Genomic DNA, 21,523 nt, shown 5'->3' on the forward strand with positions numbered 1-21,523 from the left:
TCGGGTGATCAAATAGTTGGTGTCACAAACCAAAACTAGTTGGTGACACAAACTACGTCAAGTAGGGTGGCGACATGACCACGGACCCCGTCTCGGGCGGTGCCGATGACCTGGGCATCGTCGACGCGCTGGCACAGCTGTCCTTTGCGGTGCAGAACGCTTTGGCGCGTCGCGCGGCCGCGCACGAACTGTCGCTGACGCAGGTGCGCCTGCTGGGCATCCTGCGCGATCGCACCCCGGGGATGCGGGAACTGGCCCACATGCTGGAACTCGACAAATCCAGTGTCACCGGCCTCGTGGACAGGGCGGCCAGACGCGGACTGGTCCGGCGGGAGGCGTCGCGCGACGATCGTCGGGTGTCCTTCGTCGCGCTCACCGACGAGGGACGCGTCATCGTGGACGTGGTGGCCCGGGGCTTCGCCGACGACGTCTACAAGCTGATCGCGCACGTCGGCGACCGCGATGCGCGCGAGTTGTCCCGTATCGCGAGCGCGGTGGCCCGGCACCAGGTGGATGGCGTGCCGGGGTCGTCAGTGGACGCGCCGACGTGACGGTGTGACGAGAACCGCAACCGAGGAATTCGTCCGTGCCTCCGGAGTCGTGTGACCATGAGCCCGCCTAATGATCAGCGGGGGGAGCGCGACTCATGTATCAGAACGGCTGCCGGCTGTGCTCCGAGCAGCACACCTATCAGGGCGGATGCCGCTACGACGTCCACGACCGCCTGCGACCACTCTTTCCCGAGGAGATCCGCCCGGGTGCACGCTGGAGCCTGGCCGGCGTCTCCTGACCGGACAACCGGGCGCAACCCAGGAGTAGAACTGGATGCGGCGCCGTGAGTCGGTGGCCGAGATGTCGGAAGGTGGGGTATGGCGCGCAGGGTGGCGAAGGCCGACAGGGTCGGACGTGAGGAACTGCTGACGTTTCTGCGCAGCCGTCGCAACGGGGTTCTGCTGGCCACCCGATCCGGCGGCGGACCGCAGCTGAGCCCCATCACCTACGGCCTGGCCGACGACGGCGACATCCTCATCTCGACCTACCCGCAACGTGCCAAGGTCGTGAACCTGCGCCGCAGCCCGGAGACGTCGCTGATTTCCCTGGGCGACGACTTCAACGACGCGTGGGTGCAGATCGACGGCGTCGCCGAGGTGACCGACATCCCGGAATCGGTCGAACCGCTGGTCGAGTACTTCCGGTCGATCTCGGGTGAACATCCCGACTGGGATGAATACCGCGAGGCGATGGTGAACCAGGGGAAGTCCGTCATCCGCATCCGGCTCACCGGGTGGGGGCCGATAGCGACCGGCGGCTTCCCGCCGAGCCTGGTCCAGGACTGAGACCTTTTCGTGACCATCACCAAGATTCGATACCGGTTCCGCCAATGCCTTCTCGGCGCCCGCGCGGACGTCTAGCGTCAGATCAGGCGCCGCACAGCGGCGGTCTGTGGTTCCGATCCGAGCCCGGAGCGTCCTCGGCGACAACACCGCGTGCACACCCGCCCGCGGAAGACGAGTGGAGGCAATCGTGATCGGGACAATCATCAGCGCCATCGTTGTCGGTCTGATCGTCGGCGGTCTCGCCCGCCTGATCATGCCCGGGAAGCAGAGCATCGGCATCATCATGACGATCCTGTTGGGCATCATCGGATCGGCCATCGGATCGTGGCTGACCTACAAGTTGGGATACAACAACAGCAACGGTGGTTGGGAGGTCATCCCGTTCATCGTCGGTATCGTCGTCGCCATCATCCTGATCGGCATCTACGTTCGCATTTCCGGTGGGCGAGCCCTGAAGAGGGCCGGACAGACCCACTGACCGACGCCCGACGCCGCTGACCCCGACCGCCCCGGATCTTCTGATCGGGGCGGTCGGTTCGTCGGTGCCACCGATCGGCGCGAATCGCGCAGCGCGCGCCACACAGCACGACCACCAACCAACAGGAGGATCTGTAGTGGGCCACATCAAGGTCGGAGACGAGAACACCGACTCCATCGAGCTGTACTACGAAGACCACGGCGACGGTCAGCCCGTCGTCCTCATCCATGGTTATCCGCTCGACGGGTCGTCGTGGGAGAAGCAGACCGCGGCCTTGCTGGACGGCGGATATCGGGTCATCACCTACGACCGACGCGGTTTCGGCAGGTCGAGCCGGCCCACCATCGGATACGACTACGACACCTTCGCGCGCGACCTGAAAATCGTCCTGGACACACTCGATCTGCGTGATGCGGTGTTGGTCGGGTTCTCGATGGGTACGGGCGAAGTGGGGCGCTATTTCGGACGGTACGGTTCCGAACGTATCGCCAAGGCGGCATTTCTCGGGTCGCTCGAACCGTTCCTGCTCAAGACCGACGACAACCCCGATGGGGTCGACCAGTCGGTGTTCGACCCGCTTCTGGAGGCCGTCCGGACCGACCGCTACGCGTTCTTCACCGAGTTCTTCCAGAACTTCTTCAATACCGACGACTTTCTCGGTAACCGTTTGAGCGACCAGGCATTACGCGCCAACACCCAACTCGCCTACAACGCGTCGCCGTACGCGTCCGTCTGGTGCCAACCCACATGGCTCACCGACTTCCGCGAGGACGTCCCCAAGATCGACAAGCCCGCGCTGATCGTGCACGGGACCGCCGACAACATCCTGCCCATCGACGCAACCGGGCGGCGCTTCGCCGAGGCACTTCCAGACGCGCGGTTCGAGGCGATCGAGGGCGCGCCACACGGGCTGCTGTGGACCCACGCCGAGGAGATCAACGAGATCCTGCTCGAGTTTCTGAACGGTTGATCGAGCGCGACAACAGGCCACCGACCAGCGGGCCGATCCGAGGCGCTCGGGTCGGCCCGCTGTCGTGGTTCAGCCGGCGTGCGCGAGCGGTTCCACGATGTCGGAGTAGTGCGACGCGTCACCCTTCAGCGTGCGGCTGCGCTCACCGTGCACGTCCACCGGGACGTCACCGGCCAGGGTGATCCGGTTCAGACGCCGGTACGCGTCGTCGTAGTCGGCGACCGCATAGTGCTGGGTCGCGCGGTTGTCCCAGATCGCCAGGTCACCCGACCGCCAGGACCACCGCACGGTGTTCTCCAGGCGAATGGTTCGGGCCTGCAGCAGATCGAAGAGCGCGCTCGACTCCTTGGCGCTCAGTCCGACGAATTCCCGGACGAAGTGGCCGAGCAGCAGGGACCGTTCACCGGTCTCGGGGTGTACGCGCACCACCGGGTGCTCTGTCTCGAAGCGCTGCGAGCGGAACTCCGCGCGATAACCGGCCACCGCGTCCGACACCGGCTGATCGGCGTCGTCGTGATTGTCGGCGTAGTCGTACAGGTTGGTGTGTACCGCCCGTAGGTTCTCGACCAACCGCTTGAGCGGCTCGGGAAGTGACTCATATGCGGTGACGGTGTTGGCCCAGACCGTTGTTCCCCCGTAGGGCGGGAGGGTGATCGCCCGCAGGATCGATGCCTTGGGAACCCGGTCGACAAAGGTGACGTCGGTGTGCCAGCTGTTGGCCTTGCCGTTGTCGGAGTCGATCGGCAACACCGTATGACCCCGCGAGGTGACGGTGGGATGGGCGATCGTCGGCTCGCCGAGTAGCCGCGCGAACTGCTCCTGACCCTCGTCGTCGAGATGCTGCTGGTCGCGGAAGAACAGCACCTTGTGTTCGAGCAGTGCATCGTTGATCGCCCGCACCGTTGTGGTGCCGAGATCACCGGACAGTGCGACACCGTCGATCTGGGCGCCGATCCGTCCACCGATCTTGGTCACCGTGAGGCGATCGCCATTGATGCTCTCGACCATGTTGAGATCCTTTTGTCCGAGGGTGATTGGTGTGCGCGAGCCGTGCGCATGAGTAGAGATGCTCACAGTGAACGAGACGAGAGGCGGGCGCACAACGGTTTTGCCGACGCTGGGTCGAAGTGTTGTCGGTTGCGGCTTCCGTCGGTTGGAGTGTGCGCTGAGACTTCACGCATTCCCGACGAACGGAGCAATGGTGCGAACCATGCGAACCCTGGTCACCGCGCTCGCCGTGGTACTGACCGCGAGTGTGCTCGGCGCCTGCGGCAATACCGCTGCCGCCGACAAGAACGGTGTCACCACGTTGCGGTATCAAGGGTGGCCGGGGCAGGTCATCCTCCCCGAGGTCGCCGATGAGCTGGGGTTCTTCGACGGCAAGATCAAGCTGAACTGGGTGGGCAACACCATCAGCGGTCCACAGGACATCCAGTCCGCGGCCACCGGTCAGACAGACTTCGGCGGCGCGTTCGCCGGTGCCGTGGCCAAATTGGTCAGTTCGGGCGCACCGGTGACCGCCGTGGTGAACTACTACGGCACCGACGACAAGACCATCGCGGGCTTCTACGTTCCCGACAACAGCCCGATCACCAAACCCACCGATCTGGTGGGTAAGAAGATCGGTGTCAACACCCTCGGCGGGCAGCTCGAGGCGGACATCCACGACCAGCTGAAGAAGGATGGCCTGACGCAGGAGCAGATCAAGACGGTCCAACTGGTGGCACTTCCCGCCCCCAACACCGAAGATGCGCTGCGCAAGGGGCAGATCGACGCCGCCGGGCTGTCCGGGCAGTTCCAGCAGAGGGCGGTGGCCAACGGTGGCCTGCGCGCGGTGTTCACCGATCTCGCGCTCTACGGTCCGTTCAACGGGGGCCCGTACGTTTTCCGCAACGATCTGATCGCGAAGAACCCCGATGCGGTCCGCGCGTTCACCGCCGGAATCGCCAAGGCCATCGAGTGGGAGCGCACCACCCCTCGTGATCAGGTGATCGCGAAGTTCACCGAGATCGTCAACAAGCGCAAGCGGCCGAACGAGGACACGTCGGCGTTGAAGTACTGGCTGAGCGTGGGTATCCCGTCCAAGGGGGGATTGCAGTCCGACCAGGACTTCACCCGCTGGGAGAGCTGGCTTCAGGACACCGGTGCGGTGAAGGGATCGCTGGACGCGTCCAAGATCTACACCAACAAGTTCAACCCGTATGCCGGACAGTCGGGTTCCACAGGATCGGCGCAGGGCTGACGTGATGTCCGACGCCCAGACGCATGCCAAGATCTCCCTGCGCAACGTCACCAAGAGCTTTCCCGACCGCGCACGGGGCACGTCGCTCACGGCCCTCGATGACATCAGTATCGACGTCGCCGCCGGGGAGTTCGTGACCCTGGTCGGACCCAGCGGCTGTGGCAAGTCGACGCTGCTGGATCTGGTCGGCGGACTGTCGACACCGACGTCCGGAGAGGTCCGGCTGGACGGTGAACTGATCACCGGACCGGGGCTGGACCGGGGCATCGTGTTCCAACAGTATGCGCTGTTTCCCTGGCGCACGGCCCAGGCCAACGTCGAATTCGGTTTGGAAGCAAAGGGTCTGCGCAAGCGGGACCGCGCCGACCGCGCCCGTGAAGTCCTCGAGCTGGTCGGTTTGGCCGCGTTCGCCAACCGATATCCACACGAGTTGTCCGGTGGTATGAAACAGCGGGTGGCCATCGCCCGCAGTCTCGCCTACGAGCCCGAGGTCTTGTTGATGGACGAACCGTATGCGGCGCTCGACGCCCAGACCCGTGAGCTGCTGCAGGTGGAACTACGGTCGATCTGGGAGCGTACGGCGACGACCGTCCTGTTCATCACCCACGGAATCGAGGAGGCGATCTTCCTCGGACAGCGGGTCCTCATCATGACGTCGCGACCCGGTCGCGTGAAGGAGGCGCTCGAGATCGACCTCGGCGAGGTGGATCTGAGCACCGATGTGCGGTCGTCACCCGAATTCGTCCGATATCGCAGTCGCGTATGGGAATCACTGCACGATGAGGTGCTACGCGCGAACAATCTCACCGCAGAAAGTCTGACCCAGGGTGAGCTGAGCGGGGCGGTGTCGGGATGACCCTCGCAGACACCACCTCGATACCATCGGTCACCGCATCCACCGCGGTCGACCCGTCACAAACCGTCGGATCCGCGAAAGGCGTACGGAGGCGGAGGGTCCTCAGCGCGGCGGGCACGGTGCTCACCCGGTCCGTCGCCATCGTGGCCTTCCTGTTGCTCTGGGAGTTCGCGCCACGGTTCGGCTGGGTCGACACGACCTTCCTTCCGCCGTTCACGCAGGTCGTGCACGCGTGGTGGTCGTTGGCGCAGTCGGGGGAGTTGTGGACCGACGTCCGGGCCAGCCTCACCCGGTCGCTGTCCGGGTTCGCCATCGCCATCGTGGTCGCGGTTCCGGTGGGGTTGTTGATCGCGTGGTATCGCCACGTGGAGCAGGTGCTGAGCCCGCTGTTCGCGATCTTCCTGAACACCGCAGCCGTGGCGTTGCTGCCGGTGTTCACGCTGATCCTGGGCATCGGCGAGACCTCCAAGATCGCGATCATCGCCTACGCGAGCTTCTGGCCGGTGCTGTACAACACCATCGGCGGTGCCAAGAACGTCGACCCGCTGCTCATCCGATCGGCGCGATCGTTCGGGATCGGCAGCTTCGCGTTGTTCCGCAAGGTCGTGCTGCCCGCCGCGTTGCCCACCATCTTCACCGGGATCCGATTGGCCGGAGCCGCATCCATCCTGGTGCTCATCACCACCGAATTCGTCGGTGCCAAGGCAGGTCTGGGTTACCTGATCAGCAGTGAGCAGTTCAACTTCCAGATACCGCAGATGTATGCGGGAATCATCACGGTCGCCGGGATCGGAGTGGCGTTCAACTATCTGCTGATCGCGCTGGAACGCCGGTTCTCGCGGTGGCGGACCGGCGCATGAGAGGACAATCGTGACCAGAGCTCGTGAGATGCACCTGAACGCGTTCCTGATGGGGGTCGGTCACCACGAGGCCGCCTGGCGACATCCATCGACCGACGAGCGGCGGATCCTGGACGTACGGCACTACCAGGAACTCGCGCAGATCGCCGAACGCGGCAGACTCGACTCGATCTTCTTCGCCGACAATGTCGCCGTGGGTCCGCGGGTGAAGCGGAACGTGACCGCGGTGTTCGAACCGGTCACCCTCCTCTCGGCGATCGCCGTGGCCACCGAGCACATCGGCCTGATCGCGACCGCGTCGACGTCGTACAACGAACCCTTCAATCTGGCAAGGGAGTTCGCATCGCTCGATCACCTCAGCCGTGGTCGAGCCGGTTGGAACATCGTCACCTCGGGCACCGAGGACGAGGCGCGCAACTTCGGTCACGAGACGATTCCCGAACACGCACGCCGCTACGAGCGCGCGCAGGAGTTCCTGGACGTGGTCACCGCCCTCTGGGACAGCTGGGATGACGACGCGGTGGTCCTGGACCCGGGGGCGGGTGTCTTCGCCGATCCGACACGTGTCCGCGCCATCGACCACGTCGGCGAGCGGTTCCGCGTGCGCGGGCCGCTGAACACCCCGCGCGGACCGCAGGGTCGGCCGTTGCTGGTCCAAGCCGGATCCTCCGAGGCGGGTAAGGACTTCGCCGCGCGACACGCCGAGGCCATCTTCACCGCTCAGCGGTCGTTGGCCGACGGTCAGGACTTCTACTCCGACCTGCGCGAGCGCGTGCGGGCATCCGGGCGAGCCGAGGGGGATGTCGCGATCCTGCCCGGTGTGGTGCCCTATCTCGCGTCCACCGAAGCGGAGGCCGTCGCCCTGGAACGTGAATTCACCGACCTCATCTCACCGGACTACGCCCTCGGGCAGCTCTCGCGGATGCTGGGTATGGATCTCAGTGGACAGGAGTTGGACGCTCCGCTGCCTCCACTGCCGGAGGAAGCCGCGATCGAGGGTGCCAAGAGCAGGTTCACCCTCGTCAAGCGGCTTGCCGAGACCGAGCGCCTGACCGTCCGCGAGCTGATCGGTCGCCTCGGTGGGGGACGCGGACACCGTTCGTTCGCGGGAACTCCCGAGCAGTTGGCCGACGACCTTGAGCTCTGGTTCACCCATGGGGCCGCGGACGGATTCAACATCATGCCGCCGCATCTTCCCGGTGGCCTGCAGATCTTCGTCGACGAGGTGGTACCGCTGCTGCAGCGCCGCGGACTGTTCCGCACCGAGTACGGCGCCGAGACGTTGCGCGGGCACTACGGACTTCCGCCGGTCCACAACACGCGGGCCGGATCGCTGTCGACGGCGCGCTGACAGGCGGATATCGCCGGTCGGACGATCGGATGTGGGTGGCTCTGCAAGACTGACCCCATGCCCCACCTGACGATGGTCGACAACATCTTCGTCCTGTATCTCGGTAGTCCCGGGGTGGAGAACAGCGAGAACGCCTTCACACCCGACTGGCTGGCCGAGGTGCACGATCTGCTGGATCAGGTGGATGCGGCGGAGGGGCCGACCGCGCTGATCACCACCGCGACCGGCAAGTACTATTCCACCGGTCTCGACACCGGCTGGGTGATGGCGCACCTGGATCAGCTCGACGCGTTCACGACAGCCGTCCAGTTGTTGTTCGCCCGGATGTTGGAACTGGCGACGCCGACTGTCGCCGCGTTGCCGGGGCACACCTTCGGTGGCGGTGCATTGTTCTCCCTGGCCCACGACCATGCGCTGATGCGGGCGGACCGCGGATACTTCTGCATGCCCGGGGTGAACATCGGAGCCAGCTACGCGCCCGGCACCATCGACTTCGTCGCCGACCGGACCACGCCCCGCGCCGCGCACGAACTCCTGGTGGGCGGGCTCCGGTACGGCGGCCCGCAGGCGGTGGAGCTCGGTGTGGTGGACGAGGCGGTCTCGCTGGACGACCTGATGCCGCGTGCCCTGGAGCGGGCACGGTTGGTGCAGAACACCCGCGGTCGCGCCCTGCAGGAGATCAAGACCAAGTTGCACGCCGCCACGCTGGAACGACTGCGCGAACCGGCGGTGGGCGTGAACGACCAAGCCGTGGTCAGCGACCGCTGACACCCGACGAGATACCTGGGGCGGTCAGCCGCTGACGCGCAGCGCGCCGTTCGCTCCCTTGGGGAGGAACCCGCCCGACGTAACCGGACCGGGGTTCAGGTACACCACGTTGAGAACCTGAAATGGTGTGCGGCCGAAGGCGATCGCGTTGCCATCGGCAGGGACGAGGTTGGTGCCCCCGGCGAGACCCTGGTCCTTGTCTGCCGATCCATCGAGCGAGTCCCGCGCGTCGGAGATGGCGGATGCAGAATCGGCCAGGCCCAGTGAGCTCAGCGTGGTACGGATGATCCCCGCGTGATAGGCCTCCACGGCCAGGATCCCGGCGGCGGCATCGAGGTAGGTCTTGTTACCGACCAGGGGAGCCGCGCCCTTGTACGCGGTCACCCCCACGTCCTCGAAGACGAAAGCACCGAGCAAGAAGTTCTGCTCGTTGGCGAACGGGTCGAACTTCTGGTTCCCGCTGACCAGCCCGGCGGCCTTGGCGGCGGCGGTGAAGCTCGCGTCGAGATCGATGGCCGGTCGAGCAACGGCCTGATTGCCCAAGGCCTTACGCAGAAACCGGACGTGGGCGACCTCGTCCTCGGCGATCTCCTTCGCGTAGTTCGCGATGGCCTTGGTCGTGAAGTTCACCTTGGTACCACCCGTGACGTTGCCCAACGGGCCGATGCCGCCGACCAGACCGTCGTCGAGCCCCTTGCCGAACACTGCACGGGAGTAGAACTCGGCTTCGAGGTACTCGAGATTGAGCGCGAAGTTGAGGATGGCGGAGTCGGTGATGGGCTGCGCCGGTCCCGGGATGAGTCCGCCGACACCCGGCGGGATGTCGGGGCTGTCCGCTCCGGCGACGGCGGTGCCTGCGACCATCGCGCCCCCGATGCCCAGCCCGGTGAGACCTGCGGCGCGCATGAAGCGCCGACGATCCACCGGGTTCTCGGCGCTCCGGCTGATGGAATTCTTGATGAACGTGCGGTCGAACATGGAGTCCCCTGTCTGAAGGTGTCTCCTACCCGCGCCCCTCGAGTGAAGATGCCGTGTATCCGGCGACCGTTTCTCGATCGGTTGTCACAGTAGTGTCACGAGGTACTCGGTGCACGGTTTCGAGTCATCGCGATTCTTCGTAGGTCGTGGCGGTCGACCGTCGCTCGTCCCCACGCGCCACACCCGTTGCCATCGGAGGTGTTCGTTGACAGCGCTGGACTCACCCTGGCGGGGTGATGCGCTGGTGCGTGCCGCACTAGAGTTCGGTGTATGACTGATCCGCACGCGATCGCCACCCGACCCCAGGACGTCACCACACCACTGACTCGTGCCGCCGCGTTCCTGGTCCTCACCGTCAACGACGGTGAGGACGCGATGAGCACCGCCCGCTCGGTGGTCGCCAGTACCGCGGACCTCATCAAGGACGTTCGTCTGCGATCGCTGCAGAGCGAGTTCAGCGTCAACGTCGGTATCGGTAGTCGAGTGTGGGACAGTCTGACCGGTCAGCCCAAACCCAAGGAGCTCAAGCCGTTTCAGGTGATCGAGGGTCACGAGCACACGGCTGTCGCCACGTCCGGAGACCTGCTCTTCCACATCCGCGCTGACGGTAACGACATGGTGTTCGAGTTCGAGAAACTGTTGCTCGAGGCCTTCGGAGATGCGGTCACCGCGGTCGACGACGTCAGCGGATTCCGTTACTTCGATGCGCGCGACCTCCTCGAGTTCGTCGACGGGACCGCGAATCCCTACGGTCTCGATGCGCTGCCGAGCACCCTGGTCGGCGATGAGGACGAGAAATACGCTGGCGGCAGCTATGTGGTCATCCAGAAGTACCTGCACAAGATAAAGGACTGGCGGAGTCAGAGCACGGAGACGCAGCAGGACATCATCGGTCGGACCAAATTCGACAACATCGAGTTACCCGACGCCGAGGGCGATGCGCAGAAGTCGCACAAGACGCTGTGCACGATCACCGACGACGACGGTGAACACGACATCGTCCGGGACAACATGCCTTTCGCGACGCCGGGTCGCAACGAGTACGGGACGTATTTCATCGGGTACTCGCGGCACCTGTGGGTGGTCGAGCAGATGTTGGAGCGCATGTTCATCGGTGATCCCCCCGGCAAACACGACCGTATCCTCGATTACTCGACGCCGGTCACCGGCTGCACCTTCTTCGCGCCCAACCGACAGTTCCTGGACGATCTGGACGGATGATGCGGGAACCCGGCCCGCCGGCATCGATGACCGGGCTCATCGGTTGGTACCGGTCGTCGGATCAACGCCCGGTGATGAGGGATAGACGATCGGCCATCGCCGACACCAACGTCGACATTGATGACATGGCACTTGCGGAAGACACCCGATGACGCCGCAGACACCGCGTACCGTTCTCAGGGTGGCTCCGGTGCAGGCGTCGAACACTGTCCGTGGCGGCTGCACCGACGGGTGACGTTCCGTGACGTGACGATGGGGATTTCCGGAGGTTGTTGTGATGCGATTCCGCGAGGCGATCGAGACCGCGAACATGGATGAGGTGGAGTCCATGTTGGCCGATCAGGTTGTCTTCCGCAGTCCGGTGGCGTTCAAGCCCTACACGGGTAAGGCAATCACGAATGCGATCCTCCGTTCGGTGATCGAGGTCTTCGAAGACTTTCACTACATCAGGGAAATCAGCGAAGACCCGATGCACGCCTTCGTCTTCGAGGCCACAGTCGATGGGCTCCAGCTGACCGGGTGTGACTTCCTCGTCTACGACGACGAGGGAAAAATCGTTGACTTCATGGTCATGGTGCGTCCTCTCAAAGGAGCTCATGCACTTGCTACCCGGATGGCCGAGCGGTTCCCTGACATCCAGGCGGCCGCGACCGCGTGGGCCGAAGCGCATTAGTTGCCGCTCATACGGCGCCTCCCATAGGGATGGTCTTTTCCGGCCACGCGTAAATCACCGCGCATCCGATGTCACCGCACCGCATCGGCAAGTCGGGGGAGCTGACGTAGCGGGTTGGTTCGTTCGACCTCGACGCGTTGGTCGGCGGTGAACACCTCGCTCAGATCCGGAGCGGGGTCGCCGCTTCCGGTGAACGTGAGCGCGCTGAAGGGCCAGTCGGATCCGAAGACGATGTGCGAGCGGTCGCTGACGGCGAGCACGGAGCGCATCGCGGCTTCCGATGCGCTGAGCGCGGTGTCGTAGTAGTAGCTGGAGATCAGTTGGCGAGCGCCCAGCAGCGAGACCTTCGGGATGGCGGCGTTCCCCAGCGGTGTCTCCGACGCGACACCGATTCGTTTGGACAGGAATGGCAGCGTCCCGCCGGCGTGGGCGAGCTGAAAACGGATGTTCGGATAGCGATTTCGTACCCCAGTTGTCATCATGTAGGTGGCTGCTCGGGTGGTGTCGAACGTGAACTCGTACAAGAAGTCGGGCAGCGGCAGGTTGGGTTTGACGTCATCCGGAATGGACGCAGGGTGGACGAACACGTACGCGCGGCGTGCGTTCAGCGCCGCCATCAGCGGCTCGAAGCGCGGGTCGCCGAGGTACACCCCGTCGTAGGCGCTCAACAGGATGACCCCGTCTAGGCGCAGGGTGTCGAGGGCGTACGTGGCCTCGACCACCGACGCCGCGATGTCGGGCATGGGCAGCACGGCGAAGGCCCCGAAACGTCTACCGTCCCGCTTGAAGAGGTTGGCGGCGTATGTGTTGCAGTACCGAGCCATGTCACGAGCCTCGCGTCCACGGAGAAACGAGACACCGGGGTCCGACACCGACAGAGCTTGTGCCTGGATACCCCATCTATCCATGAAGTCGATCGCGGATTCGGGTGACCACTGTGGAGTGGGATAACCGCCGATGGTGAAGTACCCGTGGGAGATGAGTGCCGCACGGTACTCCGGAGGAAGAAAGTGCGCGTGCAGATCGATGCGATAGTTCCCCCGCGGTAGGGAGGTCTCGGCGCTGGCGGCGCCGGCGGTCGTACCGGCCACGGCTGCCGCCCCCGCGGCGGCCGCGGTGGCGCCGAACAGTTGACGGCGGTTGAGTGACGAGGGCGAGATCGGCTTCATTGGTTCCTTGGTCGTGTAGTTGTGGACGAAAGTGTCGGTGCGCCCGGGTGGGCGGCCTCTAGGTGTTGTCCTGCCCATCGCCGATCGCCGTGGGTTGTGCGCGACCAGGCGCACGCACCAGGCATCCTGCGGCGGCGATGAAGAGAACTATGGCGACGCTGAGCATGGCCCAGGACAGTCCGTCGATGAAGGCGTGCCGCACCGCGTCGGCGAGCTGGGAACCGGCGGAGCCGAGTCGCCCGGCGGCGGCGAGTCCACCGGCAGCGGAATCACGGACTGCGGTCGCAGCGCTCTCGGGCAAGCGGCTCAGGTCGGGTAGGCCGTCGGCGTAGCGCGCCGAGAACACCGATCCCATGATCGCAATCCCCAGGGCCGACCCCACTTCTCGTGTGGTGTCGTTGACCGCCGAGGCGACGCCCTGCTGCCCCGACGAGAGCGCGCCCACGATCGCGGCGGTACCGGTTGCGCCGGTCAGACCCACCCCGAGTCCGGCAAGGACGAGCCCGACGAGAAACACCGGGTAGGTCGAGCTGACCGTCAGCCGTGACACCCACACCAGGGCAGCGGCGATCAGCAGCAGACCCACCGTCATGACGATCTTGAGGCCGAGTGCGTCAACGAGGCGAGGCGTGATCTGTGAGGTGGGCAGTACCACGACGGCGACGGGGATCAGAGCCACGGCACTGATGAGAGGGCTGTAGTCGAGGATCAGCTGCAAGAACTGCAGGCCGACGAAGAAGAAGCCGAAGATCGCCATGAACTGCGTGACAACGGTGATGGTGCCGGCACGAAAGCCGTGGAGCGCGAAGAGGTGTGGATCGAGCAGAGGGTGTTCGGCGCGCAGCCCGTGCACGGCGTACGCGGCGAACGCGATCACACACACCACCGCCGTCGCGAGAACGGTCACCGACGTCCAACCCTGGTCGCTGCCCTCGATGATGGCGAACACCAGGGTGCCGATGCCGACCGCGGTGAACACTGATCCCGCGGTGTCGAAGGGTGCCGGGTCCGAGTCCTTGGTGTTGGGCGCGAGTATAGCGGCGGCCACTGCCGCGACGACGGCGACTCCCGCGCTCGCGTAGAAGATCGACTCCCAGCCCCATCGCTCCAGCAGGCCCCCGGCCGCGAGCATACCGAGAATCGCTCCAGCAGCAGCGAATCCGGACCATGTGGCGACTCCGCGCGATCGCTGGTCGGCGGGGAAAGTCGCAGTGATCGTCGATAGCGTGCCGGGCATGATCATCGCCGCGCCGACGCCCATCGCGATTCGACAGATGATCAGGGTCGTCGGTGACCCGGCTTGCGCGGCCAGCGACGACGACACGCCGAAGACGAGACAACCGGCGATCAACACGCTGCGCCGGCCGAGTCGGTCGCCGATCGCGCCGAGCGGTAGGACCAGAGCGGCCAGCGCGACGGTGTAGGCGTCGGCGATCCACGTCAGCGCCGTGTTGTCGGCGCCGAGGCTCACGGCGAGATCCGGCAGCGCGAGGTTGAGCGCGGACACCGACGCGACCACGAGCACCAAAGCCAAACACATCGCGAACAGGGTGCCGCGATGACCACCGCGACCCGCTGAGACGGCCGACTCCTGTGGGTGATCAGCCGGCATTGTGGCCGACGAGGTCGAGCGCGATGTCCACCAGCATGTCTTCCTGGCCGCCGACCATACCGCGGCGACCCGCCTCGACGAGCAACGAGCGGGCGTCGATGTCGTACCGCGCCGCGGCGCGCTCGGCGTGCCGCAGGAAGCTGGAATACACACCGGCGTAACCGAGGGTCAGGGTCTCACGGTCGACGCGGACGGGACGGTCCTGCAACGGCCGGACGATGTCGTCGGCCGCGTCCTCGAGAGCATCGAGGTCACAGCCGTGTTCCCACCCCATGCGCGCTGCGGCGGCGATGAACACCTCGAGCGGTGCGTTGCCTGCACCTGCACCCATACCGGCCAGTGAGGCGTCCACCCGGTGTGCTCCGTGCTCGACCGCCACCAACGAGTTCGCGACACCCAACGACAGATTGTGATGAGCGTGGATGCCGAGTTCGGTTGCCGGATCGAGCACCTGGCGCAGTGCGTCGAAGCGATCGGCGATATCGCGCATGGTCTGCGCGCCGCCGGAGTCGACGACGTAGACACATGTCGCGCCGTAGTCCTCCATGAGTTTGGCCTGCGTCGCGAGTTCGGTGGGCGAGGTCATGTGGCTCATCATCAGGAAACCCACGGTGTCCATCTCGAGTTCGCGGGCAGCGGCGATGTGCTGGGCGGAGATGTCGGCCTCGGTGCAGTGAGTCGCCACCCGCACCACGCGAGCACCGGCAGCGTGTGCTTGCCGGAGATCGTGCACGGTGCCGATTCCCGGTAGTAGCAGAGTGGCGACCCGGGCGTGTTCGACGACGCCGGCGACGGTCTCGATCCATTCGAGATCGGTGTGTGCTCCGAAGCCGTAGATACAACTCGATCCGGACAGCCCGTCCCCGTGGGTGACCTCGATCGAATCCACGCCGGCCCCATCGAGGGCTCGGGCGATGGTGGCGACCTGTTCACGGGTGTACTGGTGGCCGATGGCGTGCATTCCGTCACGGAGGGTCACGTCGCTGATGTACAGGGCGCTCATGCGTTGACCTCGGCTTTCGGCGTGGCGTGGGAGGCTATGCGCTCGGCGGTGGCCTTGGCCGCAGAGGTCATGATGTCGAGATTGCCCGCGTACGAGGGCAGGTAGTGTGCGGCTCCGGTGACCTCGAGCATGGTGGTCACTCGGGTACCGATGAACTTGCCGGTCTCGGGTATGAACAACGGCTCATCGGCCGTGAACTTCTCGAACTGCACGCGCTGCTTCAATCGGTATCCCGGTACGTAGCCGTGCACCTTGTCGACGGTCGCCGCGATGGATGCCTCGATCGCCGAGTCGTCGGTGTCGCCTTCCACGAGGCAGTACACGGTGTTGCGCATGAGGATGGGCGGGTCGGCCGGGTTCAGGATCATCACCGCCTTGCTGCGCTGTGCGCCCCCGACGTCACGCAGTGCGGTGGAGGTGGTCTCGGTGAACTCGTCGATGTTCGCCCGGGTTCCGGGCCCGGCGGACCTCGAGGAAATCGACGAGACTATCTCGGCGTAGAACACCGGTGTCACCTCGCCGACAGCTGCGACGATGGGCACCGTGGCCTGACCACCACAGGTGACCATGTTCAGGTTCGGCGCATCGAGATGATCATCCAGATTGACCACGGGCACACAGAACGGCCCGATGGACGCGGGTGTCAGGTCCAACATGCGCCTGCCCGTCTCGTGCAGTCGTGCCCAGTTCGCTCGGTGCGCGCCCGCGGACGTCGCGTCGAACACGAGTCGTACCTCGGCGAACTCATCCATCGCGAGTAGGCCATCGATGCCATCGGCAGTGGTAGCCACACCCATGCGCCGCGCGCGGGCAAGCCCGTCGGACTCGGGGTCGATACCCACCATGGCGGCCACCCGCAGTGGTCCGTCCGAACGCAAGATCTTGATCATCAGGTCGGTGCCGATGTTGCCTGATCCGATGATGGCGACGGAATAGTTGTAGGTCATGGTGCTCCTCAGGTGAACGAGACGGATACCCGTCCCAGGTCGGACAACTCGGCTGTCGCGGTGTCACCGGCGTGGACGAACACCGCCGAGGTGATCGATCCCGACATGATGAACTCCCCGGGTTGGAGCCCGGTGTCGTAGTCGGCGAGCGCATTGACCAACCACGCCACGGCATGGGCGGGATGTCCCAAGACGGCGTCACCGGTGCCGGTGTCCACCACGTCGCCACGCAGGGACAGCGTCGCGACGACAGTGTCGAGGTCGGGTGCGTCGCCGAGCGCGACCCACGGCCCCAGGACCACGGCTGCGGAGCTCGCGTTGTCGGCAACGGTGTCGGGCAATGTGATCCGCCAGTCGACGATGCGGCTGTCCACGATCTCGAGTGCGGCGGCCACCGCATCGGTGGCATCCAGAACATCGGCAACGCTCACTCCTGGACCACGCAACGGGCGGTGCAACCGGAATGCGATCTCGGGCTCGACGCGTGGCGCGCACAGACTCGAGCGTGCGATGGTGCCGCCGTCGGGCACCACCATCGTGTCCAGCACGAACCCGTAATCGGGTTCGTCGACCCCGAGCAGTGTCTGCATCGGTGCGGAGGTCAACCCGATCTTGCGGCCGACGAGGTGCGCCCCTGCGCGTAACGCGCGTTCGAGGTTACGTTGCTGGATCTCATACGCGGCGGCCACGTCGAGTTCGGGGAGCGCGGTGGTGAGTGGTTCGATCGGTGACGCCGCGCGTGTGGCGTCATCGAGTCTGTGGGCGTGGTGGTCGATGACCGATGCGTTCACGGCGGTCACCGGTCGAGATCCTTGTTCGCCAACCGCACAGCGGCATCCATGACCAATTGCCCGTGCAACTGGAACAAACCGAGGAGGTCGACGGCATCACCGCCGATCTCTTTGGCGATGAACAGCCCATCCGCCCCGGCCATCGCATAGGTGGCCAATTGATCGAGATCCGCCTCGTCGAGTCCCGGTGAGAGTTGCGCACCGGCGGCACGTACGGCCATGAGGGCTTGGGCGCGTACTGACAGGAACATCTCGCGCGCACGCGGTTCGACCGGGCGACGTTCGAGAGCCAACATCAGTCCCAGACGCAGGAAGTCGGGCGAGTCCTGCAATGCCTTGGCCACCTGACCGGCCATCTCGGAGACCTGGTGTGCCGCGGGCCCCGCGTCGGGAATCGTCCAGGCACTCAGCCATCGGCCGAAGCTGCGCTCGATGACCGCAGCGATCAGATCGTCCTTGTCCGTGAAGTGCCAGTAGATCGAGCTGGCCGGAAGCCCGCACCGTTTGCTGACCAACCCGATGCTGGTGCCCTCGTATCCTCGCTCGCTGGCGATCTCGGTTGCGGCGTCGAGGATCTTGACACGCGAGGCTTCTCCGTTCGCACGCTTGCGGCGCGGTTGTGTAGGCATCGACGCTCCCGTTCTCGAGTGGCGAATTCGCTCGCCAATTCTGTAGTGATCACTACGGTAGGGCCTTGACCACCCCGGGTCAAGGTCTTAGTGTAGTGACCACTACGGGACGACGTTCGTCGTTTCGGGCGACGAGGCCGAAGGAGATCCAACCGTGTCTGAGCAGGCGGACTACGACGTGGCGATCATCGGCTACGGACCGACGGGTGTGACCGCGGCGAATCTGCTCGGTCAGCGGGGGCTCCGGGTCGTGGTTCTCGAGCGCGATGCCGACATCTATGGGCGCGCACGTGCGATCTCCACCGACGAGGAGGTCATGCGTATCTGGCAGTCCGCCGGGTTGTCGGATGCGCTGCAGCGCGACATGCTGCCCGGCGGCATGGTCGCCTTCGTCGATGCCGATGGTCGACCGTTCGTCGAGGTCCAGCCCGTCTCGCGTGGAGCCGGACACCCGCCGCAGCAGTTCATCTACCAACCGGCTGTCGACATGACGCTGCGGGAGGGTGTCTCGCGGTTCGCGAACGTCACCGTCCTGACCGGTCACGAGTGTCTCAAAGTGGTCCCGGCGGGGGAGTGTGCCCAGGTCCTGGCCGCGGATCTCGCGGACGACACGTTCGTGCGACTGACTGCCCAGTACGTCATCGCCGCCGACGGCGGATCCTCGGGCACTCGTGGACAGCTCGGGGTGGGATATCAAGGAAGGACCTACACCGAGCGGTGGGTGGTCATCGACACCAAGGTGCTCTCGGATTGGCCGGGCAGCTCACGGTTGCGCTTCCACTGTGACCCCCAGCGTCCGACGGTGGATTGTCCTACCCCCCTGGGTCACCATCGGTGGGAGTTCCCGGTCCGCGACGGCGAGGACGAGAAGTATCTCGTCACCCACGAGGCGATCTGGGAGATGTTGCGGGGTCAGAACATTACTCCCGACAATGTCGAGATCCTGAGATCCGTCGTGTACAGCCATCACGTTCGGGTCGCCGACCGCTGGCGGGTCGGCCGGGTGTTCCTCGCCGGCGATGCCGCCCACGCGATGCCGCCGTGGATCGGTCAGGGCATGGCGTCCGGTGTACGCGACGTCGCCAACCTGTGTTGGAAATTGGCCGGAGTGATCGCCGGTGAACTGCCCGATGCTGCGCTCGACAGCTATCAGACCGAGCGGGAACCGCACGTACGAGAGACCACCAAACATGCCGTCTTCACTGGCCGCATGATCACCGAACGACGTCCGGTCGTTGCCGCGATCCGCAACCACGTGATGCGGTTGTTGGCCAGGGCACCGGCCACCCGCCGATGGTTGGTGGACAACAACTGGATTCCCGACGCCCATTACGAAGCAGGGCTTCTCGCTCCCGACGAGCATCGGGCGCGAGGGTGGCAGCTTCCCCAGCCGATCGTCGCCACCGGTGACGGCGACGAGCAACTTCTCGACGATGTCCTCGCCGGGCGGTGGTGTGTTCTGGCCGTGACGGGCGTCGAGCACGAGCAGTGGGCGGAAGCGGGTGTGCCGACCATACGCGTGGTGCCTCGAGGCGCACGGCCGACCAAGGAAGCGGTCGTCGACATCAGTGGTGAGCTGACCGCGTGGCTCACCGACCGCGCCGTGGGTGCGGCGGTGATCCGTCCCGACGGGTTCATCTATGCGGCCGCCGAGGCCGGCAGACCATTACCCACACCGCCGGCGACAATCACTCCTCTGAAAGGTTCTGCGCATGCTCGCTGAGAAGCAGTCGCGTACCGTCACCGTCAACGGTGACACCTCGATCTTCTACACCGAATGCGGTGCCGGTGAACCGGTCCTGCTGCTGCACGGTGGCGGGCCGGGAGCCGCCGGGCTGTCCAACTACGCGCGCAACATCGACGCACTGGCACAACACTTCCGGGTCATCGTCCCCGACCTACCCGGCTACGGGAAATCCAGCAAGAAGCTGCCGCAGGATGATCCGTTCGGCGGCCTGGCCGACGCCATTCGCGGACTGCTCGACGCCCTCCGTATCGACGCAGCCCACCTGGTCGGCAACTCCTATGGCGGCGCCTGCGCGTTGCGGCTGGCATTGGACACCCCACATCGGGTCAAGCGCCTCGTGCTGATGGGACCCGGTGGTATCGGTACGACTCGCGGTGCACCGACCAAGGGGCTCAACAGTCTTCTGGGTTACTACACCGGTGACGGGCCCAGTCGCGACAAGCTCGAGGAGTTCATCCGGTCGTACCTGGTGTACGACGCGGAGTCCATTCCCGCTGCGGCCATCGATGAGCGGTATGAGGCGTCTGTTGATCCCGAGGTCATCGCCAACCCCCCGCTGCGTCGGCCCTCGGGACTCGGTGCTGTGAAGACGCTGTGGCGCATGGACTTTACTCGCGACACGCGCCTGCGACGATTGCAGACCCGCACCCTGATCCTCTGGGGCCGTGATGACAAGGTCAACAAACCCGCAGGGGCCCACCAGCTTCTGGACCGATTGCCCAACGCCGATCTGGTGATGCCCGCTCGTACGGGGCACTGGGTCCAATGGGAACGCGCCGAGCTCTTCAACCGACTCGTCGGCGATTTCCTCTCCGAGACCTACGCCTGAAAAACCCCGCTCCAGAAAGAATGCAGTCATGACCAGTGCCACAACAACGTCGGTGTTCGGCAACGTGCACCTGGGCTACGTCGTCATCGAGTCGCAACGGTTCACCGAGTGGCGTCGATTTGGCCGCGATGCCATCGGAATGCATCTCGATGAGCTGTCTCCGGACGTCATGCGCTTTCGCCTCGACGACCACGAAGCGAGGTTCATCGTCACCCGCGGGCCGGCAGAGGACGTCGTCGCCATCGGCTGGCACCTCGACGATCACGAGTCGTTCGACCGGGTGCTGGCGCGCGTCACCGATCACGGTGTGGCCACGCTGCAGGGCACTGAGGAGGACGCGGCCGTTCGCGGCGTGGAGCGTCTGGTCAGGTTTCCCGGCCCCAACCGGTTGGCTCAGGAGATCTTCACCACCGCACGCACCACCGACCAGCCGCTGTACATGAGCAATCGCGGCGGTTTCGTCACCGGCGCTTCCGGGATGGGGCACGTGGCGATCACGTCGACAAAACCCCAGCAGATGCGGGGCTACTACAACACCGTGTTCGATGCTCGCCTCACCGACTACATCGACGAGACGATCAGCGGTGCAAAATTAAAGATCCGTTTCCTTCGGGTCAACGAACGTCACCACTCGATCGCCATCGCCAACGTCCTCACAGCGCCGATCAACCCCATTCGCACGCGTGTGCAGCATCTGAACATCGAGGTCGCATCCCTGGATGACATGACCGCCGCGTACCAGCGGGTCAAGCAGCTCGGCTTCGAGATGGCCCTGTCGGTGGGACAACACACCAACGACCGCGAACTGTCTTTCTATGCGCAGACTCCCTCCGGTTTCGAGTGGGAGGTCGGGTGGAATCCCCTTGTCGTGGACGAGAAGACCTGGGAGCCGTCAACGCACCACGGCATCAGCATCTGGGGTCACACACCGGTCGGTCAGACCATCATCGACAAACTCGATCAGTTCCGGCTCGCGGCCAGGTCGTTGCGCCACGAGGAGGATGTCGTACCCGCGCTCGCGGGCTCCGGCATACCCGACAACTGACCTCTCCGTACGCTGAC

At 65.1% G+C, this 21,523-nt stretch carries 23 protein-coding genes; 15 read left to right on the plus strand and 8 right to left on the minus strand.

Translation table 11 applies throughout. The features are described 5' to 3' along the window. The first annotated feature begins 74 nt into the window (after window positions 1-74). The 5 genes from BW971_RS01060 (at window position 75) to BW971_RS01075 (ending at window position 2,785) form a co-directional block, all read left to right on the plus strand. Window positions 75-551 (plus strand): MarR family winged helix-turn-helix transcriptional regulator, encoded by a 477-nt coding sequence (locus BW971_RS01060; RefSeq protein WP_076475727.1) that lies wholly within the window; start codon window positions 75-77, stop codon window positions 549-551. A 95-nt stretch (window positions 552-646) separates the two neighbouring features. Further along, window positions 647-790: a hypothetical protein gene (locus BW971_RS21615; protein WP_200799334.1), complete on the plus strand. Its 144-nt coding sequence runs from the start codon at window positions 647-649 to the stop codon at window positions 788-790. 79 nt (window positions 791-869) lie between these two features. Then, window positions 870-1,337, plus strand: coding sequence for a PPOX class F420-dependent oxidoreductase (locus BW971_RS01065; protein WP_076475729.1), 468 nt, complete (start codon window positions 870-872; stop codon window positions 1,335-1,337). A 187-nt stretch (window positions 1,338-1,524) separates the two neighbouring features. After that, a complete protein-coding gene (locus tag BW971_RS01070) occupies window positions 1,525-1,815 on the plus strand; it encodes a GlsB/YeaQ/YmgE family stress response membrane protein (protein WP_076476291.1) in 291 nt (96 codons plus the stop codon). Window positions 1,816-1,951: 136 nt separating this feature from the next. Beyond that, window positions 1,952-2,785, plus strand: coding sequence for an alpha/beta fold hydrolase (locus tag BW971_RS01075; protein ID WP_076475731.1), 834 nt, complete (start codon window positions 1,952-1,954; stop codon window positions 2,783-2,785). Between the two features lie 69 nt (window positions 2,786-2,854). Here the strand turns inward: BW971_RS01075 and BW971_RS01080 are convergent, their stop codons facing one another. Continuing rightward, entirely contained in the window at window positions 2,855-3,793 is a 939-nt protein-coding gene (locus BW971_RS01080) for a TauD/TfdA dioxygenase family protein (protein ID WP_076475733.1), read from the minus strand. A 202-nt stretch (window positions 3,794-3,995) separates the two neighbouring features. Here BW971_RS01080 and BW971_RS01085 point away from each other — a divergent pair, with 202 nt between their 5' ends. Genes BW971_RS01085 through BW971_RS01105 form a run of 5 tightly spaced genes read left to right on the plus strand, consistent with a single transcriptional unit; the run spans window position 3,996 to window position 8,862 of the window. Further along, on the plus strand, window positions 3,996-5,027 hold the full coding sequence (locus tag BW971_RS01085; protein ID WP_143690146.1) for an ABC transporter substrate-binding protein: 1,032 nt from the start codon (window positions 3,996-3,998) through the stop codon (window positions 5,025-5,027). Between the two features lie 4 nt (window positions 5,028-5,031). Next, window positions 5,032-5,883: an ABC transporter ATP-binding protein gene (locus BW971_RS01090; RefSeq protein WP_076476293.1), complete on the plus strand. Its 852-nt coding sequence runs from the start codon at window positions 5,032-5,034 to the stop codon at window positions 5,881-5,883. Continuing rightward, on the plus strand, window positions 5,880-6,743 hold the full coding sequence (locus BW971_RS01095) for an ABC transporter permease (RefSeq protein WP_076475737.1): 864 nt from the start codon (window positions 5,880-5,882) through the stop codon (window positions 6,741-6,743). Before BW971_RS01090 ends, BW971_RS01095 begins: the two co-directional genes overlap by 4 nt. 10 nt (window positions 6,744-6,753) lie before the next feature. Continuing rightward, on the plus strand, window positions 6,754-8,094 hold the full coding sequence (locus tag BW971_RS01100; protein WP_234974152.1) for an LLM class flavin-dependent oxidoreductase: 1,341 nt from the start codon (window positions 6,754-6,756) through the stop codon (window positions 8,092-8,094). Window positions 8,095-8,151: 57 nt separating this feature from the next. Further along, window positions 8,152-8,862, plus strand: coding sequence for an enoyl-CoA hydratase/isomerase family protein (locus tag BW971_RS01105; RefSeq protein WP_076475740.1), 711 nt, complete (start codon window positions 8,152-8,154; stop codon window positions 8,860-8,862). A gap of 24 nt (window positions 8,863-8,886) precedes the next feature. Here the strand turns inward: BW971_RS01105 and BW971_RS01110 are convergent, their stop codons facing one another. After that, the gene (locus BW971_RS01110; protein WP_076475742.1) at window positions 8,887-9,840 is read right to left on the minus strand and encodes a ferritin-like domain-containing protein; all 954 of its coding nucleotides are present in this window, start codon (window positions 9,838-9,840) and stop codon (window positions 8,887-8,889) included. A gap of 270 nt (window positions 9,841-10,110) precedes the next feature. Here BW971_RS01110 and BW971_RS01115 point away from each other — a divergent pair, with 270 nt between their 5' ends. Both BW971_RS01115 and BW971_RS01120 read left to right on the plus strand, forming a co-directional pair. After that, window positions 10,111-11,061, plus strand: coding sequence for a Dyp-type peroxidase (locus BW971_RS01115; protein WP_076475744.1), 951 nt, complete (start codon window positions 10,111-10,113; stop codon window positions 11,059-11,061). Window positions 11,062-11,335: 274 nt separating this feature from the next. Beyond that, window positions 11,336-11,734 (plus strand): nuclear transport factor 2 family protein, encoded by a 399-nt coding sequence (locus BW971_RS01120; RefSeq protein WP_143690147.1) that lies wholly within the window; start codon window positions 11,336-11,338, stop codon window positions 11,732-11,734. A gap of 71 nt (window positions 11,735-11,805) precedes the next feature. On the opposite strand, the gene BW971_RS01125 is transcribed toward BW971_RS01120, so the two are convergent. The 6 genes from BW971_RS01125 to BW971_RS01150 form a co-directional block, all read right to left on the minus strand. After that, window positions 11,806-12,903, minus strand: coding sequence for an amidohydrolase family protein (locus BW971_RS01125; protein ID WP_083709150.1), 1,098 nt, complete (start codon window positions 12,901-12,903; stop codon window positions 11,806-11,808). A 58-nt stretch (window positions 12,904-12,961) separates the two neighbouring features. Beyond that, complete coding sequence (locus tag BW971_RS01130; protein WP_234974154.1) at window positions 12,962-14,443, minus strand: MFS transporter; 1,482 nt, start codon at window positions 14,441-14,443, stop codon at window positions 12,962-12,964. Between the two features lie 61 nt (window positions 14,444-14,504). Continuing rightward, the gene (gene dmpG / locus BW971_RS01135; protein WP_076475748.1) at window positions 14,505-15,518 is read right to left on the minus strand and encodes a 4-hydroxy-2-oxovalerate aldolase; all 1,014 of its coding nucleotides are present in this window, start codon (window positions 15,516-15,518) and stop codon (window positions 14,505-14,507) included. Beyond that, the gene (locus tag BW971_RS01140) at window positions 15,515-16,465 is read right to left on the minus strand and encodes an acetaldehyde dehydrogenase (acetylating) (protein ID WP_076475750.1); all 951 of its coding nucleotides are present in this window, start codon (window positions 16,463-16,465) and stop codon (window positions 15,515-15,517) included. Before BW971_RS01140 ends, dmpG begins: the two co-directional genes overlap by 4 nt. A gap of 8 nt (window positions 16,466-16,473) precedes the next feature. Further along, complete coding sequence (locus tag BW971_RS01145) at window positions 16,474-17,265, minus strand: 2-keto-4-pentenoate hydratase (protein WP_083709151.1); 792 nt, start codon at window positions 17,263-17,265, stop codon at window positions 16,474-16,476. Further along, on the minus strand, window positions 17,262-17,885 hold the full coding sequence (locus BW971_RS01150) for a TetR/AcrR family transcriptional regulator (RefSeq protein WP_076475752.1): 624 nt from the start codon (window positions 17,883-17,885) through the stop codon (window positions 17,262-17,264). Before BW971_RS01150 ends, BW971_RS01145 begins: the two co-directional genes overlap by 4 nt. Window positions 17,886-18,039: 154 nt before the next feature. On the opposite strand from BW971_RS01150, the gene BW971_RS01155 reads away from it, so the two are divergent. The 3 genes from BW971_RS01155 to BW971_RS01165 are packed head-to-tail and all read left to right on the plus strand — an operon-like array spanning window position 18,040 to window position 21,506. Continuing rightward, a complete protein-coding gene (locus tag BW971_RS01155; RefSeq protein WP_076475754.1) occupies window positions 18,040-19,608 on the plus strand; it encodes a bifunctional 3-(3-hydroxy-phenyl)propionate/3-hydroxycinnamic acid hydroxylase in 1,569 nt (522 codons plus the stop codon). Next, on the plus strand, window positions 19,598-20,461 hold the full coding sequence (locus BW971_RS01160; protein ID WP_076475756.1) for an alpha/beta fold hydrolase: 864 nt from the start codon (window positions 19,598-19,600) through the stop codon (window positions 20,459-20,461). The genes BW971_RS01155 and BW971_RS01160 overlap by 11 nt, the downstream gene beginning before the upstream one ends. 28 nt (window positions 20,462-20,489) lie before the next feature. Next, entirely contained in the window at window positions 20,490-21,506 is a 1,017-nt protein-coding gene (locus BW971_RS01165) for a VOC family protein (protein WP_076475758.1), read from the plus strand. Window positions 21,507-21,523 lie beyond the last annotated feature (17 nt).

The organism is Williamsia sterculiae (genome assembly GCF_900156495.1).
GTDB classification, from domain to species: Bacteria; Actinomycetota; Actinomycetes; order Mycobacteriales; family Mycobacteriaceae; genus Williamsia_B; species Williamsia_B sterculiae.

Coding starts and splice junctions, on each gene's coding strand:
- BW971_RS01125 (WP_083709150.1), bottom strand. CDS start 12,903: ATGAAGCCGATCTCGCCCTCGTCACTCAACCGCCGTCAACTGTTCGGC.
- BW971_RS01065 (WP_076475729.1), top strand. CDS start 870: ATGGCGCGCAGGGTGGCGAAGGCCGACAGGGTCGGACGTGAGGAACTG.
- BW971_RS01085 (WP_143690146.1), top strand. CDS start 3,996: ATGCGAACCCTGGTCACCGCGCTCGCCGTGGTACTGACCGCGAGTGTG.
- BW971_RS01060 (WP_076475727.1), top strand. CDS start 75: ATGACCACGGACCCCGTCTCGGGCGGTGCCGATGACCTGGGCATCGTC.
- BW971_RS01150 (WP_076475752.1), bottom strand. CDS start 17,885: ATGCCTACACAACCGCGCCGCAAGCGTGCGAACGGAGAAGCCTCGCGT.
- BW971_RS01160 (WP_076475756.1), top strand. CDS start 19,598: ATGCTCGCTGAGAAGCAGTCGCGTACCGTCACCGTCAACGGTGACACC.
- BW971_RS21615 (WP_200799334.1), top strand. CDS start 647: ATGTATCAGAACGGCTGCCGGCTGTGCTCCGAGCAGCACACCTATCAG.
- BW971_RS01080 (WP_076475733.1), bottom strand. CDS start 3,793: ATGGTCGAGAGCATCAATGGCGATCGCCTCACGGTGACCAAGATCGGT.
- BW971_RS01095 (WP_076475737.1), top strand. CDS start 5,880: ATGACCCTCGCAGACACCACCTCGATACCATCGGTCACCGCATCCACC.
- BW971_RS01165 (WP_076475758.1), top strand. CDS start 20,490: ATGACCAGTGCCACAACAACGTCGGTGTTCGGCAACGTGCACCTGGGC.
- BW971_RS01130 (WP_234974154.1), bottom strand. CDS start 14,443: ATGTGTTTGGCTTTGGTGCTCGTGGTCGCGTCGGTGTCCGCGCTCAAC.
- BW971_RS01140 (WP_076475750.1), bottom strand. CDS start 16,465: ATGACCTACAACTATTCCGTCGCCATCATCGGATCAGGCAACATCGGC.
- BW971_RS01110 (WP_076475742.1), bottom strand. CDS start 9,840: ATGTTCGACCGCACGTTCATCAAGAATTCCATCAGCCGGAGCGCCGAG.
- dmpG (WP_076475748.1), bottom strand. CDS start 15,518: ATGAGCGCCCTGTACATCAGCGACGTGACCCTCCGTGACGGAATGCAC.
- BW971_RS01090 (WP_076476293.1), top strand. CDS start 5,032: ATGTCCGACGCCCAGACGCATGCCAAGATCTCCCTGCGCAACGTCACC.
- BW971_RS01115 (WP_076475744.1), top strand. CDS start 10,111: ATGACTGATCCGCACGCGATCGCCACCCGACCCCAGGACGTCACCACA.
- BW971_RS01105 (WP_076475740.1), top strand. CDS start 8,152: ATGCCCCACCTGACGATGGTCGACAACATCTTCGTCCTGTATCTCGGT.